General features: G+C 67.8%; 14 protein-coding genes. 7 read left to right on the top strand and 7 right to left on the bottom strand.

Annotated features, from left to right (window positions below):
- Positions 1–2 precede the first annotated feature (2 nt).
- Positions 3–1,724, bottom strand: a complete 1,722-nt coding sequence (locus E6C72_RS29070) for a GMC oxidoreductase (RefSeq protein ID WP_109865041.1) — start codon at positions 1,722–1,724, stop codon at positions 3–5.
- 294 nt (positions 1,725–2,018) lie between these two features.
- Here E6C72_RS29070 and E6C72_RS29075 point away from each other — a divergent pair, with 294 nt between their 5' ends.
- Entirely contained in the window at positions 2,019–3,014 is a 996-nt protein-coding gene (locus E6C72_RS29075) for a DUF4142 domain-containing protein (RefSeq protein ID WP_109865042.1), read from the top strand.
- 84 nt (positions 3,015–3,098) lie between these two features.
- Complete coding sequence (locus E6C72_RS29080) at positions 3,099–3,317, top strand: hypothetical protein (protein ID WP_109865043.1); 219 nt, start codon at positions 3,099–3,101, stop codon at positions 3,315–3,317.
- A gap of 57 nt (positions 3,318–3,374) precedes the next feature.
- Here the strand turns inward: E6C72_RS29080 and E6C72_RS29085 are convergent, their stop codons facing one another.
- The 5 genes from E6C72_RS29085 to E6C72_RS29105 all read right to left on the bottom strand — a co-directional run bounded on the left by E6C72_RS29085 (position 3,375) and on the right by E6C72_RS29105 (position 9,089).
- Complete coding sequence (locus E6C72_RS29085; RefSeq protein WP_136700869.1) at positions 3,375–3,710, bottom strand: hypothetical protein; 336 nt, start codon at positions 3,708–3,710, stop codon at positions 3,375–3,377.
- A gap of 108 nt (positions 3,711–3,818) precedes the next feature.
- Positions 3,819–6,467 carry a TIGR02302 family protein gene (locus tag E6C72_RS29090; RefSeq protein ID WP_247876115.1) on the bottom strand — a complete coding sequence of 883 codons (2,649 nt, stop codon included), beginning with the start codon at positions 6,465–6,467 and terminating at the stop codon, positions 3,819–3,821.
- Between the two features lie 270 nt (positions 6,468–6,737).
- Complete coding sequence (locus E6C72_RS29095; protein ID WP_109865046.1) at positions 6,738–7,646, bottom strand: DMT family transporter; 909 nt, start codon at positions 7,644–7,646, stop codon at positions 6,738–6,740.
- Between the two features lie 144 nt (positions 7,647–7,790).
- Positions 7,791–8,342: a DUF2934 domain-containing protein gene (locus E6C72_RS29100; RefSeq protein WP_109865047.1), complete on the bottom strand. Its 552-nt coding sequence runs from the start codon at positions 8,340–8,342 to the stop codon at positions 7,791–7,793.
- A 135-nt stretch (positions 8,343–8,477) separates the two neighbouring features.
- A complete protein-coding gene (locus E6C72_RS29105) occupies positions 8,478–9,089 on the bottom strand; it encodes a hypothetical protein (protein WP_109865048.1) in 612 nt (203 codons plus the stop codon).
- A gap of 169 nt (positions 9,090–9,258) precedes the next feature.
- Here E6C72_RS29105 and E6C72_RS29110 point away from each other — a divergent pair, with 169 nt between their 5' ends.
- The 5 genes from E6C72_RS29110 to E6C72_RS29130 all read left to right on the top strand — a co-directional run bounded on the left by E6C72_RS29110 (position 9,259) and on the right by E6C72_RS29130 (position 14,246).
- The gene (locus tag E6C72_RS29110; protein WP_348981195.1) at positions 9,259–10,836 is read left to right on the top strand and encodes an AAA family ATPase; all 1,578 of its coding nucleotides are present in this window, start codon (positions 9,259–9,261) and stop codon (positions 10,834–10,836) included.
- A 175-nt stretch (positions 10,837–11,011) separates the two neighbouring features.
- The gene (locus E6C72_RS29115; protein WP_109865087.1) at positions 11,012–11,878 is read left to right on the top strand and encodes a universal stress protein; all 867 of its coding nucleotides are present in this window, start codon (positions 11,012–11,014) and stop codon (positions 11,876–11,878) included.
- 151 nt (positions 11,879–12,029) lie between these two features.
- On the top strand, positions 12,030–12,290 hold the full coding sequence (locus E6C72_RS29120) for a hypothetical protein (protein WP_109865050.1): 261 nt from the start codon (positions 12,030–12,032) through the stop codon (positions 12,288–12,290).
- A 107-nt stretch (positions 12,291–12,397) separates the two neighbouring features.
- A complete protein-coding gene (locus E6C72_RS29125; RefSeq protein WP_109865051.1) occupies positions 12,398–12,868 on the top strand; it encodes a hemerythrin domain-containing protein in 471 nt (156 codons plus the stop codon).
- Between the two features lie 187 nt (positions 12,869–13,055).
- Positions 13,056–14,246 carry a hypothetical protein gene (locus E6C72_RS29130; protein ID WP_247882182.1) on the top strand — a complete coding sequence of 397 codons (1,191 nt, stop codon included), beginning with the start codon at positions 13,056–13,058 and terminating at the stop codon, positions 14,244–14,246.
- 22 nt (positions 14,247–14,268) lie between these two features.
- Here E6C72_RS29130 and E6C72_RS29135 read toward each other — a convergent pair whose 3' ends face one another.
- On the bottom strand, positions 14,269–15,960 hold the full coding sequence (locus tag E6C72_RS29135; protein WP_109865052.1) for a methyl-accepting chemotaxis protein: 1,692 nt from the start codon (positions 15,958–15,960) through the stop codon (positions 14,269–14,271).
- Positions 15,961–16,176: the final 216 nt, after the last annotated feature.

Consider the following 16,176-nt stretch of genomic DNA (forward strand, 5'->3'; position numbering starts at 1 on the left):
GCTCAAAGCGAGGCGGCCACCGCGGGAGCGGGCGGGCTGCTGCGTTCGTCCTGCAGCAGGGCGAGAATGCGGTCGGTCATCCGCAGCGCCAGCGCCACGATGGTCATGGTCGGATGGTCCGCCCCCATGGTCGGGAAGACGGAGCTGCCGGCGATGTAAAGGTTGCCCACGCCATGGACGCGGCCATCCGGATCGACCACGCCGTGGCGCGGCGAGTCATGCATGCGGGTGGTGCCCATATGGTGCCAGCACCAGCCGACATCGGCCATCGTCGCCTCGCCCACGTTTTCTTCTGCCCCGCTTTCCCCGTCCGCCACCGTGATCAGGCCGCGACGCAGCAGATCCTCGCGCAGCAGGCGCTGGGTCTCGGTGGCGCCCCAGCGGTCCTGCGCGGTCAGGCGCCAGTCCACTTTCGGCAGGTTACGGCCGAACGGGTCGGTGGCGTGGTCCAGCGTCACCCGGCTTTCCGGGTTGGGCACCGGCTCCAGCACCGTTTCCAGGGTGAAGCGGCGGGGAAGCCAGCCGGGATCGATGGTGCTGTCGAACAGCGCGTGCGCCAGTTGCGGCATGCTGCGCAGGATGCGCGGACCGGCGTTGCGCAGCAGGCTCGCCGCCTCGTCCTCCGACACGCCGAAGCGGCGGCAGCGGTGGCGCGATGGCAGGAGCCGCAGGTCGCGCATCGCTTTGAAGGCGTCCAGCGCCCCCGAATGGTAGGAGGCGACCAGATAGGTGCGCGAGTTGGGCAGCGCGTGCCGTTCCTGGAGTTCCTCGGTCGGAGAGAGCGCCAGCGCGATCGACGGGTGCGGCCGCCGAAGCCGCCGCCGGGCGAGGCACAGGCTGACGTCGTAGAGCGTGCGGTGATGCCCCTGCCGGGTCAGGCGGATCGGCGAGGTCTTGAAGCGAGGGTGGTCGGCGAAATAGCGGCCGACGAGGTCGTTGCCGTTGCCCAGCCCTGCCGCCTGCACCTTGTTGGACAGCAGCAGGATGCGGGCGTTCTCGATGCCGCCGCAGCCCAGAACGAACAGCCGGGCGCCGACGGTGAAGCCGGGGCCGTCCAGCGTGCGCACCTGCACCCGCTCCACCGCCGTGGCGGACTGGTTGGTCTCCAGCCCGGTGACGTTGGCGTTCAGGAAGGCGGTGATGTTGGCGGCGCGCCCGATCTCGGCGCGGTAGGCCTCGCCCATGCGGATCGGCGGGCTGAGCTGGGCGACGCGGTTCTCGAACCGGCTGGCACTGCCGTCGCCATCATTCCCGACCGGCTTCTCCACCGGGATCAGTTGGGTCTTCGGCCCGCCGACCCGTTCCATCCAGTAGTCGCTGTCGTACTCGAAGGGGCCGAGGCCGAGCACGCTGTGCGAGCGCTCGTAATAGGGCATCATCGTGTCGCGTGGGATCGGCCAGCCGCTGCCCGGAATCCAGGGGCGCTCGGCGAAGTCCGTCCGTTCCAGCGGGCGGGAGAAGCCGCCCCAGCAATTGGTGCTGCCGCCCAGATAGCGGCTGCGCGCGGTGGTCAGCCGTTCATAAGGCAGGCCGACGTTGCGGCCGGCATAGAGTGCCTGGGAGATGCCGTCGACTTCCAGCCCGCCGCCTTCCAGCAGGACGACGCTTAAGCTGCCGCCCGCCAGCTCGCGCGCGATGGTCAGGCCGGCGGCACCGCCGCCGATCACGCACAGATCGCAGTCGATGTGCGTGCCGTTCAGGACATGGCGGGCGTCACGAAGCAAGCGGGCCTCCCTACCGGGGTCAAATGCATACCGGGGTCATAAGCCCCCTTTCTTGCCCCGGACGCGTGGCCTAGGCCGAGCACTCATTCGGCTATACCCCCGGCGCGTCCCCTTTGGTCGGCAGGCTGCGAAAGCGCGGCACCCCGCAGGAACCCGATCGTCCGCCCAGGGGAGGGAACGACCGCCGCGCCCAACGGTTGAGGAGGTGAAGAACGGTGCCTCGGTACGGCCGCAGGCTTGGCCGCTTGGCACCGGAAACCTTGCAATTTCCTTGCAGTTCGAGGAGCCGCCGCCATGAAACGCCACCATCTTCTCGCGACCGCTGCGATGATCCTGTTCACCACCCCCGCGCTGTCGCTGGCCCAGACGCCGGCCCCGTCCAAGACGGTGACCGAGAAGGGCCAGACGGCTCAGCAGGACATGACCTTCGCCGAAAAGGCGGCGATCAGCGACATTTTTGAAATCCAGGCGGGCAAGCTCGCGCAGGATCAGGCGAAGGACCAGGGCGTCAAGCAGTTCGGCAGCCACATGGTGGCCGACCACACCAAAACGTCCGACGCCATGAAGACCATGGCCCAGCAGAAGGCGATGACCCTGCCGGCCAAGCTTGATTCCGAACACCAGCAGAAGCTGGACAAGCTGCGCGGCCTGAAGGGCGATCAGTTCGATGCCGCCTATCTCCAGGGCCAGATGGACGCCCACCAGACCGCCGTTACCCTGTTTCGCCAGCAGGCGGAGAATGGCAAGGATGCCGACCTGAAGCGCTTCGCCGAACAGACACTGCCGACGCTGGAACAGCATCTGCGCCAAGTCCGCGACCTCCGCCCGAATGTCGCCTCCAGCAGCGGCGCCGCCGGGCAGAGCACCAGCTTCGAGAAGATGATGGGCAAGGACGTCTATGGCGAGAACGGCAAGAAGCTGGGCGACGTCGCCGACATCATCCTCGACGCCCAGACCGGCAAGGCCACCCAGGTGATCCTGAACCGCGGTGGCGTGTTGGGCATCGGCGCCAAGCATGTGGCGCTCGATTACAACCTGTTGCGCAGTGACGGCGACCGCGTCGTCGCCCGTCAGGTGACCGAGGATCAGGTCAAGCAGATGGCGGAGTTCAAGTACGACGACACCACCGTCTCGCTCGGCAAGCGCCACGGCGGCAATAGCAGCGGCAGCAGCACCGATCACGACGCGACCGGCCACAACACGGGTGCGGCCGGTGGTGATGCGGCCCACGGCACCGCCAACAGCCTGGACAGCACCCAGCCGCGCAACCCGCAGCCGAACCAGCAATGATCCAGCTGCGATTTCCTGCACCCAGTCCGCCGCCAGGAGTCCGTTTCCCGGCGGCGGCGATGGTCAACCGACGGAGAACACGCGATGGCGAATGCCAGCAAGAAGCATATGAGCCCGAGTGGGCAGGGCAAAGGCACCGGCACCGGGGCCACAACCGACCTGCCGGCCGGCTCCATCGGCGACAATGCGGTGCTGTCGAACCGCGACAAGTCCCGCCATTCCGATGCCCGCGGCCTGGACAGCAAGGCCGTTCAGACCGAACAGATGCAGGACCACGCCGCCAACCACAATCCGGATGAATGACTGCGAGCAGCGGGGCCGTTTTCGGCCCCGCCGCCTTTCCCGATCTTGCGCCTGGCCTTACTGGCCCAATGGATCCGGCACATCCTTCAGCACGCTGTTCCCGCGTGGGATGACGGACCGTGAAATCTCTCTGCTTTCCATCCAGAAGGGATGCTGTTTCGACTCGCAGGACGCCGACCGCAGGCGAACGACAAGGTCCCTGGTGAGGGGACGATCCCAATTCACGATGACGCAGCGCATGCCGGCCTCGTCGCGCGTCTCGCCGTCGATCTGCGCGGCGTAATTGCCCTGCTCACTGCCGATGCCGTCACCGAAGCTCTGCGTACGCCGTTCCGGGGACGAGCAGCCGGACAAAACCGGCATCATTGATAAAGCGCAGAGCGCAACCGCCAATCTCCTCAACTGTGCCTCCCCTTCCATTGCGGCAAGGCAGAGTGAAAGGAGAATGGGGCATTTTCAGGCCCGTCACGGTTGAGGCTGCCCGGCAGAGGCCGCAGCCGATCAGAACTGCTTCAGCAGCCGGTCGATGTAGTTGCGTTCCTCCTGCGGACGGCCGTATTGGCCGGAGCGGCGGCGGAGTTCGTCGAGGATTTCGCGAGCGCGCTGGAGTTCCGACTGTTCCGGAATCTTCACGTCGTTGGAATCCTGCATGCCGTAACCGGACGGACGGCGGCCGAGTGGGTCGCGGCCCCGGCCCTGGCGCGGCATCTGGCCCTGCTGGCCCATCATGGCCGGACCACTCTGGCCCATCATCTGCTGGGCCATCTGTTCGGCCATGCCCTGCATGCCCTGCTGGAGTTGCTCCATCGCTTCGGTCTGCGACGGCACCGCGGCGCCGGGAGCACCCTGCTGCAGAGCCTGGGCGGCATCGCGCATGGCGCGTTCTGCACGGCCCAGCGGCTGCGGGATCTCGCCACCCTGCTGTTCGCCCATGCGGCGCATCAGCTCGCCCAACTGGCGGCGCAGCGCCTCCTGCTGTTCGGCCTGCTTCTGCATGGTCGGGCTGCCGGAATTCTGCTGCTGCTGCCCCTGCTGGTTCCGGCGCTGGTTCTGCTGGCGGCCGCGGGGTTGGTCGCCCTGCTGGTCCATCGATTCCTGCGACTGGCGGAAGCTCTGGTCGAGAAGCTGCTGCTGCTGCTGCGCCAGCTTCTGCAACTGCTGCATCATCTCCCAGGACTGGTTCTGCTGCTGCTGGCCGTTCTGCTGGTTCATCTGCGCCATGGCGCCGGAGCGCATGTTCTCCAGCATCTGCTGAAGCTGCGAGAGCATCTGGCGGGCAGCGTCGCGCGATCCGGTCTGCGCCATCTCGCGCATGCGGTCCAGCATCTGCTGAAGGTCGCCGCGGTCGGTCATCTTGTCGGCCAGTTCCGGCGGCACCATCGGGATCTGCTCGCCGCGCTGCATGGCCTCCAGCATCCGCTGTTCCATGGCATCCATGAACTTGTCGAGAGCGGCCTGCAACTCGTCCATCAGACGGTTCAGCTCCTCGTCGGAAGCGTTCTTGTCCAACGCTTCGGACAGGCGCTTCTCGGCGTCGCGCAGGTCTTTTTCAGCCAGCGACAGGCCGCCATCCTCGATGCGCAGTGCGGTTTCCCACAGAAGCTGCTGGAGGGAGGGAACCGCCTCGGCGCTCTGGTCCAGCATCAGGCGGGCCATGGCGGTGCGCAGGGACAGGAAGGCGACGATGTCATTGCCGTAACTGTCGGGACGCGCGGAGATCTCCGCCAGGGCGCGGGCTACCTGGACGCGGGACTGCTGCGGGTTGCGGGTCAGGATCTTGCGCTGGTTGACGATGGCGCGGGCGACCGGGTGGTTGAAGGTCCGTTCCGGCAGGATGATCGCCGCGTCCTCCGACCGGCCGGTCTGGCCGGCTCCGTCGGTGGCGGTCAACCGCACCGTCACCGGCATTCCGGCCCAGGGATGAGCGGTCAAATCCTGGAAGGCGGTGCCGTGCGCGTCCTTCGGCCGGACGCCGGGAAGCGACAGCGGGAATTCCAGAACCTGCTCGGCATCTGCCTTCGGCATGTCCTTCGGCGGCGTGTCGGTTTTCGCCGCTCCGCCATTGGCCGCGCCGGGGGCCGGGACGTCCGGCGCGAGGCGGATCTGCGCCTTCACCTCGGTCAGGCCGTAATCGTCGCGGGCGGCATAGTCGAGTTTCAGCGCGCCGCGCTCGCCGGCTGCGGGCGGGGTGGCGTGGGCGATGATCGGGGCGCGGTCGGGCACCACCTGGATCGGCCAGGAGCCCAGCGTCCGCCCGCCCTGGGTGACGGCGATGCGGGTGCCGCCGGTCACCGGCTTCTGCACCTGGAAATTGGTGGAATCCACCGCCTCGAACGGGCCGGTCTGGTCGCCGGCCTCCAGGCTGGGGGTGCCGTTGCCTCCGGTGACGCGGGCCAGCACGAGGCTGCCCTGCGGGATGGTGACCGGCTGGTCGGCAGTTTGATTGCCGGCGGGATGGTCGGCGGAGGCTCCCGCCGTCTGCTGGGCGGTGGGCTTGGTGGCGGATCCGGATTTCAGGAAGACCGGCGGCAGCCCGGTGTAGTCGGGCGGGTTGATCCAGAGATCCAGCGTCGCCGCCGCGGTGGCGGTGCCGCTGGTGAACTGCGGGGTGAGGGCCGCGGCGATCCGCGGGCGCCAGTCGCCCCAGGCGGCGGCACCGGCGACCACCAGGGTCAGGATCACCAGGGCGCGTAGCGCATAACGGTCGTGCGCGGGCACCTCGGTCCCCGGCCAGGCGACGCGCAGCCCACGCATGGCGGCGCGCGTGCGCTCCTGATGCAGGCGCCACAGCGCCTGGGCGGTGGGGTCGTTGCCGGCGGGGCGATCGCGCAGGGTGTGCAGCGGGCGGTGGGAAAGGCCGCTGTCCCGCTCCAGCCGGCGGCGGGCCTCGTCCTCCGCCGGGGCGCGGAAGCGACGGATACCGACAACGAGCGACAGCAGGAAGGCGGCGGCCAGCACCAGCAGGGCCAGCCCGTGCAGCCAGCCCGGCAACAGGATCAGCAGGTTCAGCAGGGCCAGTGCCAGGAAGGCGCCCAGCACCGACAGCGGCGCCCACAGAGCCGGCCCCAGCCGTTCCCACAACAGCGCCACGCGCGCCTGGGCGAGGCGGAAGCGGGGTTCCGTCAGGCCGTCAGCGGGATCGTGGTTCAAGCCCCCCTCGCCTCGGGCGTCTCCGCGTCGCTCGTTCTGCTTCATGCCGCCCCCTCCGCGCCGAAAGTCAGCCGGTCCGGCGGTTCGCCCGCCCTGGACCGGTGCCGCTTCTCGCGAACAAATCATATAGGCGCCGCCTGCGGTTTTGCCCGCCGGTTCGTTCGCCTCACGACAATGGTACAGCGCATCATCGCGGGATGGCGAAACTATGACGCGAGACAACCCGCTGAAATTTCGGGCCAAGCTCGAATTTCGGAGCTGCTCGGGTGATCAGTCGCCGTCGCCGGCCGGCAGCGGCTTGGTCACGGTGACGCGGCGCCGGGTTTCGCGGTGCAGGATATAGAGGCCGCTCGCCATCACCACGGCAGCGCCGGCGGCCATGGCCACGGTCGGCACCTCTCCCCACATGAACCAGCCGAAGATCACCGCCAGCAGCAGCGAGGTGTAGTTCAGCGGCGCCACCACCGCCGCCGGAGCCAGCGAATAGGCACGGGTCAGCATCAGTTGGCCGCAGCCGCCGAACAGCCCGGTCACCAGCAGCAGAAGCCAGTCCACCGGGTCCGGTGTAACCCAGGAGAAGGGCAGCGACAGCCCCAGCAGGACGGTGGTCAGCAGGGTGAAGTAGAAGACGATGGTGTCGGGCCGCTCCGTCCGGCTGAGCTGGCGGATGGCGATCATCGCCAGCGCGTTGGTCAGCGCGCCGCACAGCGCGATGATGGCGCCCAGGTTCAGCACGTCGCCGCTCGGCCGCACGATGATCAGCACGCCGGCGAAGCCGACCAGAACGGCGCTCCAGCGGTGGATGCCGACCTTCTCGCCCAGCAGCGGTACCGACAGGGCCGTCAGGAACAGCGGGGCGGCAAAGTTCAGCGCGATCGCGTCGCCCAGCGGCAGCAGGTGGAAGGACCAGAACATGGCGACCATGGTGGTCAGACCGATCAGCGACCGCCCCATATGGCCCCAGGGATAGCGGGTGCGGAGCGTGGTGGCGAAGCCGGTGCCGAGATGGATCGACAGGCAGACCGGGATCAGCGCGAACAGGCTGCGGAAGAACATCACCTCGGTCACCGGGAAGCGATCCATCAGGAGCTTCGCCAGGACATTCATCAGCGAGAAGAACAGCACCGACATCAGCATCGAGGCGATGCCGCGTGGGGTGTTGTCGACGCGCTTGTGCATAAGGGGGGTGGTTTCAGGCGGGACTGTCACAGTGCGCCGAGCGTACCAAGCGACGCCGCCCGCGTCACGGTGTCGCGACGCGGGCGGTCATGCCGGGGCGGTATGGCGGTGTTGCGAAAACCCGTCCGAGTACCGGAAGAAAGCTTAGACCTTGAAGAGGCCGGAGACTTCGGCCTCGGCCCGCAGCCAGTGCTCCTGCTCGCGGCCTTCGGGGCAGCCTTCCTCCTGCCAGATTTCATAGGCGCGCTCCTGGATCATGCGATTGCGGTGGCCGCTCAGCAGACCCTCGGCGATGTTCATGTTCAGGCGGGCGAGCGAAACCAGCTTGCTCGTCTCGATGGCGCCCTGGGTCGCCAGCATGGTGGTGGAGACGACATACTGCGCCAGATTGCGCAGGTTGGCCTTCACCTCCGGCTCCACCGGACAGTCGTCGTTCAGCAGGACCGTCTTGATGGCGATCCACAGCTTCAGATTCTGGTCCAGGGTGATGGACACCTTGTCCGGCGAATCCGACTCCAGAAGGGCGCTGGCCGCCTGCAGCAGGACGATGCTGTCCTGCTCCACCGACGCGAAGTTGGTGCGCAGGATGATGTCTGCCCAGCTTTCCACCGGAGCCTCGAACACCGGCGCATTCGCGGCAGCGGCGGGAGCGGTGGCGGGAGCGGCGGAGGAGGCGGTCTTGCGCTTGGTGGCCATGGTGGGTTCCCCAGGGAGCGTTCGGTCCGCGTCCAATTGATCCAACCATGTTTAAGATGCGGTTAAGACGCTACCGTTGCGCGCGCTTTCCCCTCGGCAGACGCCGCGACACGATGTCCCCGCCGTGACGGCCGGTCACGGGCCGCCGAAAGGCAAGCGGTAGTAAAAACCGAAGACGTTGTTGGTGCCGGCCGCCGGATCGCCCGCCGCGGCGTCGTTGACGATGCGGCTGTAGCCCAGGCTGAAGCGGGACTTGTTGTCGAACTCGTATCCCAATTCCAGCTGCGAGCGGAACTCGGTGGTCGGCGCGCCTTCTCGCCGGGCGGTGGGCAGGGTGCCGGCGCCGACGCTGGGGGTGAAGACGAAGGAGCCGAGCGGCACGTCGACCAGCACGCCGCCGCTCAACCCCCCGGAAAGCCCGCGGGAAAGACCGGTCACGCCGCCACGCGGGGTCAGACTGCCGCCGCCGCTGCCGGGACCGATCCAGGGCTGGATGTTGACATAGGGTTCGATCTGCGGAATCAGCGAAGACCCGATCCGGACCTTGCTGTTCAGGACGCTCAGGTTGCTTTCCGGTGGCGGCTGAAGGCTGTAGGCGAGGCCGCCCAGCGCCCAGGTCCCGAACCGGCCGTCGGCGTCGATGGACTCAGCCCGCACAGCACTGCTGCCGGTAAGGGCAAATCCCATCAGGCAGCCGGCCAGGACGGCCGGCAGGCGGTTCCGCTGATGGCTGAACAGGCGTTTCACGGGCACCCCCTCCCCATGGCCCTCTTCATGGCATATCGGGTCGGACCATGCGGTCCAGCCACTATAACGAAGGGGCGTGGCGACTGACCCATGGTGTATCGGCACTACCCCTAGGATGTCGTCATTGCCATCTGCGTTTCAACCATGAAAGCAGGAGCGGGGCGGGATCATGCTCTGTTATTCTAACGGCATGACCGCGCATCCCGCCGAACCCTGTGCTGGCTCCGGATCGCAAGGGGAGGTGATCGCCTTCCTCGGCGATCCGCGTACCCATGGCGGACAGGCGGTGGAGCGACTCGACACCCACGCGGCGCTGGTGTTCCTGGCCGGTGACCGGGCCCTGAAGCTGAAGCGTGCGGTGCGCTATCCCTATCTGGACTTTTCGACGGTGGAGAAGCGCCACGCCTCCTGCATGGCGGAGCTGGCGATCAACCGCCGCACCGCGCCGACGCTCTACCGCGGCGTGGCTGCCATCCGTCGTGGGGCCGACGGCCTGCTGCGGCTGGATGAGGAAGGCGGGGAAGACGGGGACGCGGTCGACTGGGTGGTGTCGATGGCGCGTTTCCCCGACGAGTCGCTGTTCGACCGCATGGCGGAGCGGCAGGCGCTGACTCCTGCCCTGATGCGCCGGCTTGCCGAGCGGATCGCCGCTTTCCATCGCGAGGCCGCTCCCCGCCTGGAGGGGGGAGGGGCGGAGGCAATGCGGGTGGTTGCCGACGGCAATGTCGCCGAGTTGCGCGCCGCGCCGGACCTGTTCCCTGCCGCCGCGGTGGAGCGGCTGGCGGAGCGCACGGGTGCCGCGCTCGACCTGCTGGCGCCGTTGCTGGAGGAACGGCGGCGGGCTGGCTTCGTCCGCCATGGCCATGGCGACCTGCATCTGCGCAACATCGTTCTGCTGGATGGCGAGCCGACCCTGTTCGACGCCATCGAGTTCGACGAAGCGCTGGCGGTGGCCGATGTCTTCTATGACCTCGCCTTCCTGCTGATGGATCTGGAGCATCGCGGGTTGCGGCCGTTGGCCAACGCGGTGCTGAATCGTTACCTGGAGGAGACCGGCGATTGCAGCGGACTGGCGGCGCTGCCGCTGTTCCTGTCGCTGCGCGCGGCGGTGCGGGCCAAGGTGTCGGCGGCGGCGCTGCGGCTGGGCGGCAAGGCCAATGGGCTGGCCGAGGAGGCGCGGTGCTACCTCAACCACGCGATCGCGGCATTGGACCCGGTGCCGGGGCGCTTGGTCGCGGTCGGCGGGCTGTCCGGCAGCGGCAAGACGCGGCTTGCCCAGCGGATCGCGCCGGAGCTTGGCCCGGCGCCCGGTGCGGTGGTTCTGCGCAGCGACGTTCTGCGCAAACGTCTGTGCGGAGTCGCCGACACCGACCGGCTGCCGGATGAAGGTTATGACCCGGCGGTGACGGAGCGGGTCTATGCCGAGCTTTACCGGCGGGCGGCCGCCGTGCTCGCCGCCGGTCATGCCGTGGTGGTCGATGCGGTCAGCGCCCGGCCGGACGAGCGCCGCCGGATCGAGACCATCGCGGCGGAGGCCGCCGTGCGGTTCGACGGCATCTGGATGGAGGCGCCCTTGGCGGATCGGGTGGCGCGTGTGACCAATCGTCGCAACGATGCCTCCGACGCCACCGCCGAGGTGGCGGAACGGCAGGAATCCTACGATCTGGGGACTATCGGTTGGACGCGCCTGGATTCTGGCAGGGTTGCGTCGGATGTGCTGGACGACGCCCGTGCAACCTTGGCCTAATTCCAGATGAGACAACGCGTTAAGGGCCATATCCGAAAGGTTGGCGGCCCCGCCCCGGGCCGCGGACCGCAGCGATGACGGGGCGAATGACGGCATGTTGGGAAGCGTCCGCCGCGCCGGCGGGCGGACCGCCGCCGTCCGGGAAGGGCCGCTCGAACCGGTCCGGGAGGAGTCCATGACCTACAAGACCATCCTTGTGCCGCTGTGCGGCAGTGACAATGATCCGGTGGCCCTGAAGGGCGCGGTGGCGGTGGCGCGGGACTTCGACGCCCACCTCGTCGGCCTGTTCGTCCGCCTTGACCCGCGCGATGCCGTCCCGATGCTGGGCGAAGGCATGTCGGGCGCCATGGTGGACGAGATCATGCGTGCGGCGGAGACCGAGTCGAACAACCATCGCGCCGCCGCCCGCCGCCATTTCGACGCCGCGGTCGCCGAGGCCGGGTTCGAGATCCGGGACGTCCCCGGCGGGGTCGAGGCGCCGTCCGCCTCCTGGCGCGAGGTGATCGGCCGGATCGAGGACGTGGTGCCGGCGGAGGGCCGCCTGTCCGACCTGATCGTCTGCGCGCACACCTCGATCGAGGCCGATACGCAGGGCTACACCACCATGGAAACGGCGCTGCTGGGCTCGGCCCGGCCGGTGCTGCTGGTGCCGAAGAATTTGCCGGCCGAGATCGGCCACACCGTCGCCGTCGCCTGGAACGGCAAGACGGAGGCCACCCGTGCCGTCGCCGCGGCGCTGCCCTTCCTGCGCAGTGCCGACCGCACCCATGTCCTGACCGCCGAAACGTCGGTGACGGAAGGCGCGACAGGACGCCGCATCGCCCAATATCTCGCTTGGCAGGGGGTTAACCCTGAGTTAACTATATTGCATCCGGGATCGGAACCCGTTGGGGAGACGGTCACCAAGAAAGCCGTGGAGCTGGGCGCCGACCTGCTTGTCATGGGCGGCTATGGCCACAGCCGGATGCGGGAAATGATCCTGGGCGGTGTCACGCGCTACGTGCTGAACCACGCCGGGCTGCCGGTTCTGATGGCTCACTGACTTTTGCCGGTTTTCGGCCGCGCGGTATCCCCGCCGCCTGATTTGGCGGGGTGCCGTGCGGCGCCGGCATTTGCAGGGGTGCCGGTCAGCGGGACCGTTTTTCGACCCTGATACCACAGGGCAGTCCGGCCGTTCCCGGGAGGAACGCGCCATGTTGACGATCAAGGACTGCATCGCGCTGAGCGATCTCACCGAAGCGGAGATCGACGCGATCGCCGAACACGAACATGTTCCGGAAATGGTGGCTGTGGAGATGGGTCATTGCCTTGCCCACTGCCCCGGTGGAGCCGACCGCATCGCCCACATCATCGCCGACGACATCGCGGAGGCCTGCGCCCATGGCCAGGTCGTCCATGCGGTGGAGCTGATGCACACCCTGCGCGAGTTCGTGGAAACGCATCCGCGGGGTTGAGGGTGCAGGGCTTGGCTTGAGACGTGACCGGGAACAGTCCGGCCGCGGCGGGGTTCTATTGGCAACGGGTTGACCTCATCCCACAACAATTGCCAAGGACCCCGACGATGGCCAGCAAGACCACCGGCACCAAGGCCGACATCTTCGCCCGCATCAAGACCGACCACGACACCATCCGCGGCCTTCTCGACAAGACCGAGAAGGCCAACGGCAGCGGCCGCGCCGTGTTCGAGGAGTTGCAGCGCGAGCTGTGGGCCCATTCGAAGGTGGAGGAGGGCGTCTTCTACGCCTCGCTGAAGAAGGCGAAGGAAGCGAAGTCGGAAACCGTCGAGGGGCTGAACGAGCACCACCTCATCAATGGCCTGCTGGACGAGCTGAACGCGATGAAGACCACCGACAGCGGCTGGAAGGAAAAGCTCCAGGTGCTGGGCGAACTGGTCCGCCACCACCTCGACGAAGAGGAGGAGGAGCTGTTCGAGGAGGCCAGGGAGGTTCTGGACGACGACCGCGCCGCCGAACTGGGCAGCGCCTATGGTGAGCGCAAGACCCACATCATGGCGGGGTTGGCGCCGCTGTAAGGGGCTTTGCAGCTCCCTCTCCCGTTCGGTTGCCGCCGGCTGTCAAAGGGGCCATATGTGGGGCTTCCTGAACTGGCCGGCGGTGTCGATGTCCAAGCGTGTCAGCGTCAAGCGAATGTTCCCGCGGCGGGGCGGGCGGTTCGGCCGCGCCGCGCTGGCGGCGCTCGCATTTGGAGCTTCCGTCCTGATGGCGGTCCCGGCTTCGGCCGCATCCGTGCCGCCGGCGAAGGATCTGGCGCAGAAGACCTGCGGCACGCTCACGGCGCGCGTCGACGAGGTGTCCGGGCGCGGCCCGCTGTTCCTGCGCAGCTACGACAATTCCTACGCGCCCGGCCCGACCTCCGAGCCGGCGCTGTCCAACGCCGCCTTTACCTACGACAACGCGCTGGCGATCATGGCTTTGACCGCATGTGGCCAGCGCGACAAGGCCTTGCGCATCGGCGAGGCGCTGCTCGATGCCGTCTCGCTCGACCGTGCCGGCTGGAAGGGACGGTTGCGCAACACCTATCGGGCGGGCGCGCAGAAACAGCGGCCGATCCCGCCCAACGGCTGGTGGGATGCCGTCGGCAACCACTGGGGCGAGGATCCCTATCAGGTCGGCACCGCCACCGGCAACGTCGCCTGGGCCGGGCTGGCCCTGCTGACGCTGGCCGAGACCACCGGCGAAAGGCGCTTCCGCGATGGGGCGGCCGAACTGGCGCGCTGGGTGGTGGAGCATACCCGTGACCCGCGCGGTCCCGGTGGATTCAACGGTGGCATCCAGGGCTTCGACGACGCGCCGCAGCCGCTGACCTGGAAATCGACGGAGCACAATACCGATCTGGTGGCGCTGTTCGGCTGGCTCGGCGGCGATTTTGCCGGGCCGGAGCGCGAAGCCCGCGATTTTCTCGACAGGATGTGGACGGCGGGTGGCGACCATTTCCCGATCGGCACCACTCCGGACGGGGTGACCACCAGCACCTCCACCTCCGGCCTCGATGCGCAGCTCTGGCCGCTGCTGCTGCCGCAGGCGCCGGAGGCGTGGCGGGTCGCCCTGAGCTACGCGGAGCGGGCGCACGGAGCCGACGGCGGCTTTGACTTCAACGACGACCGCGACGGCATGTGGGTGGAGGGAACGGCGCAGGCCGCACTCGCCTATCGCGCCGTCGGCCGTCGCGGCGATGCGGACCGGCTGTTCGGCGAACTGCTGAAGGAAATCAGCCCCGGTGGCTATCTCTACGCCACCCGGCCGCAGGTTCTGACCACCGGGCTCGCGATCGGACCTGACAGCAAGACCGACGACTTCCTCTATTACCGGCGCCCCCATCTGGGCGCCACCGCCTGGGCGGCACTGGCGGCGGTGGGCTGGAATCCGTTCACCGGGAAGACGGTGCCGTAGGCGACCGTCTTCCCCGGCAGCCTCAGCCCGCGCGGATCTGCGACAGGAAGCCTTCCACCTCCTGGTGCATCGCTTCGGACTGCTGGGACAGGTCGCGGGCGGCCGACAGCACCTGATTGCCGGCATCCCCGGTCTGTGCCGCGACCTCCGTCAGTTCGGACAGGCTGGCCGACACGCTGGCGGTGGCGTGGGACGCCTGCTGGATGGCGCGGCTGATCTCCTCCGTTGTCGCGTTCTGCTGGGTGATCGCGCTGGAGATGGCGGTGGCGATCTCGTTCATGCGGGCGATGGTGATGCCGATGCCGCGGATCGCCGTCACCGCCGTGTCGGTCACCGTCTGCATCGCCTGGATTTGGGCGGAGATCTCCTCGGTTGCGCGGGCGGTCTGGCTGGCGAGGCTTTTCACCTCGCTCGCCACCACGGCGAACCCCTTGCCGGCTTCACCTGCCCGCGCCGCCTCGATGGTGGCATTCAGTGCCAGCAGGTTGGTCTGGCTGGCGATGTCGTTGATCAACTGCACCACTTCGCCGATGCGCTGGGCGGTCTGGGCGAGGTCGCCGACGACGGCGTTGGTCTGTTCGGCCTCGCGCATCGCCGCACCCGCCACGTCGGTGCTCTGGTTCACCTGACGGGCGATCTCGGCGATGGAGGCGTTCATCTCCTCCGTCGCGGCGGCGACCGCCTGGACGTTGGAGGAGGTCTGTTCCGACGCGGCGGCGGAACTGGTGGCCTGATGCATGGATTTCTGGGCGATGCCGCTCATGCTGCGGGCGGTGCTTTCCAGTTCGGTCGCGGCGGCCGCCACCCCGCGCAGGATGCCGGAAATGGCGCTGTCGAAAGCGCGGAGCAGACCCTCGCGCCGGTTGGCGATGGCAAGTGCCTGCTCACGCTGGCGGTCGACTTCCGCCTGGACCTCGCGGCCCTTGACCAGATCCTGGCGGAACCCCTCGACCGAGCGGGCCAGTTCGCCGATCTCGTCCTTGCGGCCGATGCCCTCCACACTCTTGTCGAGCGCGCCGCCCGCCATCCGCCGCACCTCCTCGATCAGGGCGCGGAGCGGCAGTACCAGCCCGGCGCGGGAGATCAGGATGGAGATCAGCAGACCGACGGCGAGCGCCAGCGCCGCGGCCACCGCCAGGGTGACCTTCATCGTCTGCGCCAGTTCCATCGCGTCCGTGACCGCGGCGTCGGTGCGCTTCGACACGTCGGTGTTGTAGACCTTCACCGCGTCGGTCAATGCCATCTGGCCGGTGCGGCTGGCCTTCAGCCCATCCAGCACCAGCCTGCGCCCCTCGTCGCCGCCCTTGACCGCCGCTGCCTTGGCGGTGTCGAGCATGGCCCGGACATTCTTTTCGTACCCGCCGAAGCCCGACCGAATGGCATCAATCTTCGCCATCTGGTCGGAGTCGGAGCGTTTGCCCAACGCGGTCAGGCGGTCCTTCATCTCGGCGATGCGTTTGTCCGCCTGTCCGGCGAAGCTGCCGGCCTGGGCGGGATCGTTGCCCAGCTCATATTCCATCCGACTGAGCGCGATGATGTCGATGCGCATGTCGAAGGCGTCGAGCTGTTCCTTCTGGGTGCGGACCAGATCGTTGACAGCCTTTTCGGTGCGGTCGAGCGCGTAGAAGCCGGCTGCGGCCGTAATGACGGAAAAGAGCCCGACGACGGCGGCGGCAGTGGCCGTCTTGGTTTGAATGTGCCAGTCGGCCAGCATGGTTCCTCACCTCGATTGGGGGCTGAACGGGGGCTGTTTGCGCAAGGGACGAATGGGGGCAGATCGGGTAGGGGGGCAGTAATCCTGAAAACCCACCGGAACATTATCCAATCACAGCATTATTTATTTTTCTTAAATGCGCGGACGGATGTTTACCTGGGCCATGACTTTGTAACGGCACATTACAAATCCATGAAGCGCGCTCTTGACTACTGC

The sequence above is a fragment of the Azospirillum sp. TSH100 genome, from assembly GCF_004923295.1.
Classification (GTDB): domain Bacteria; phylum Pseudomonadota; class Alphaproteobacteria; order Azospirillales; family Azospirillaceae; genus Azospirillum.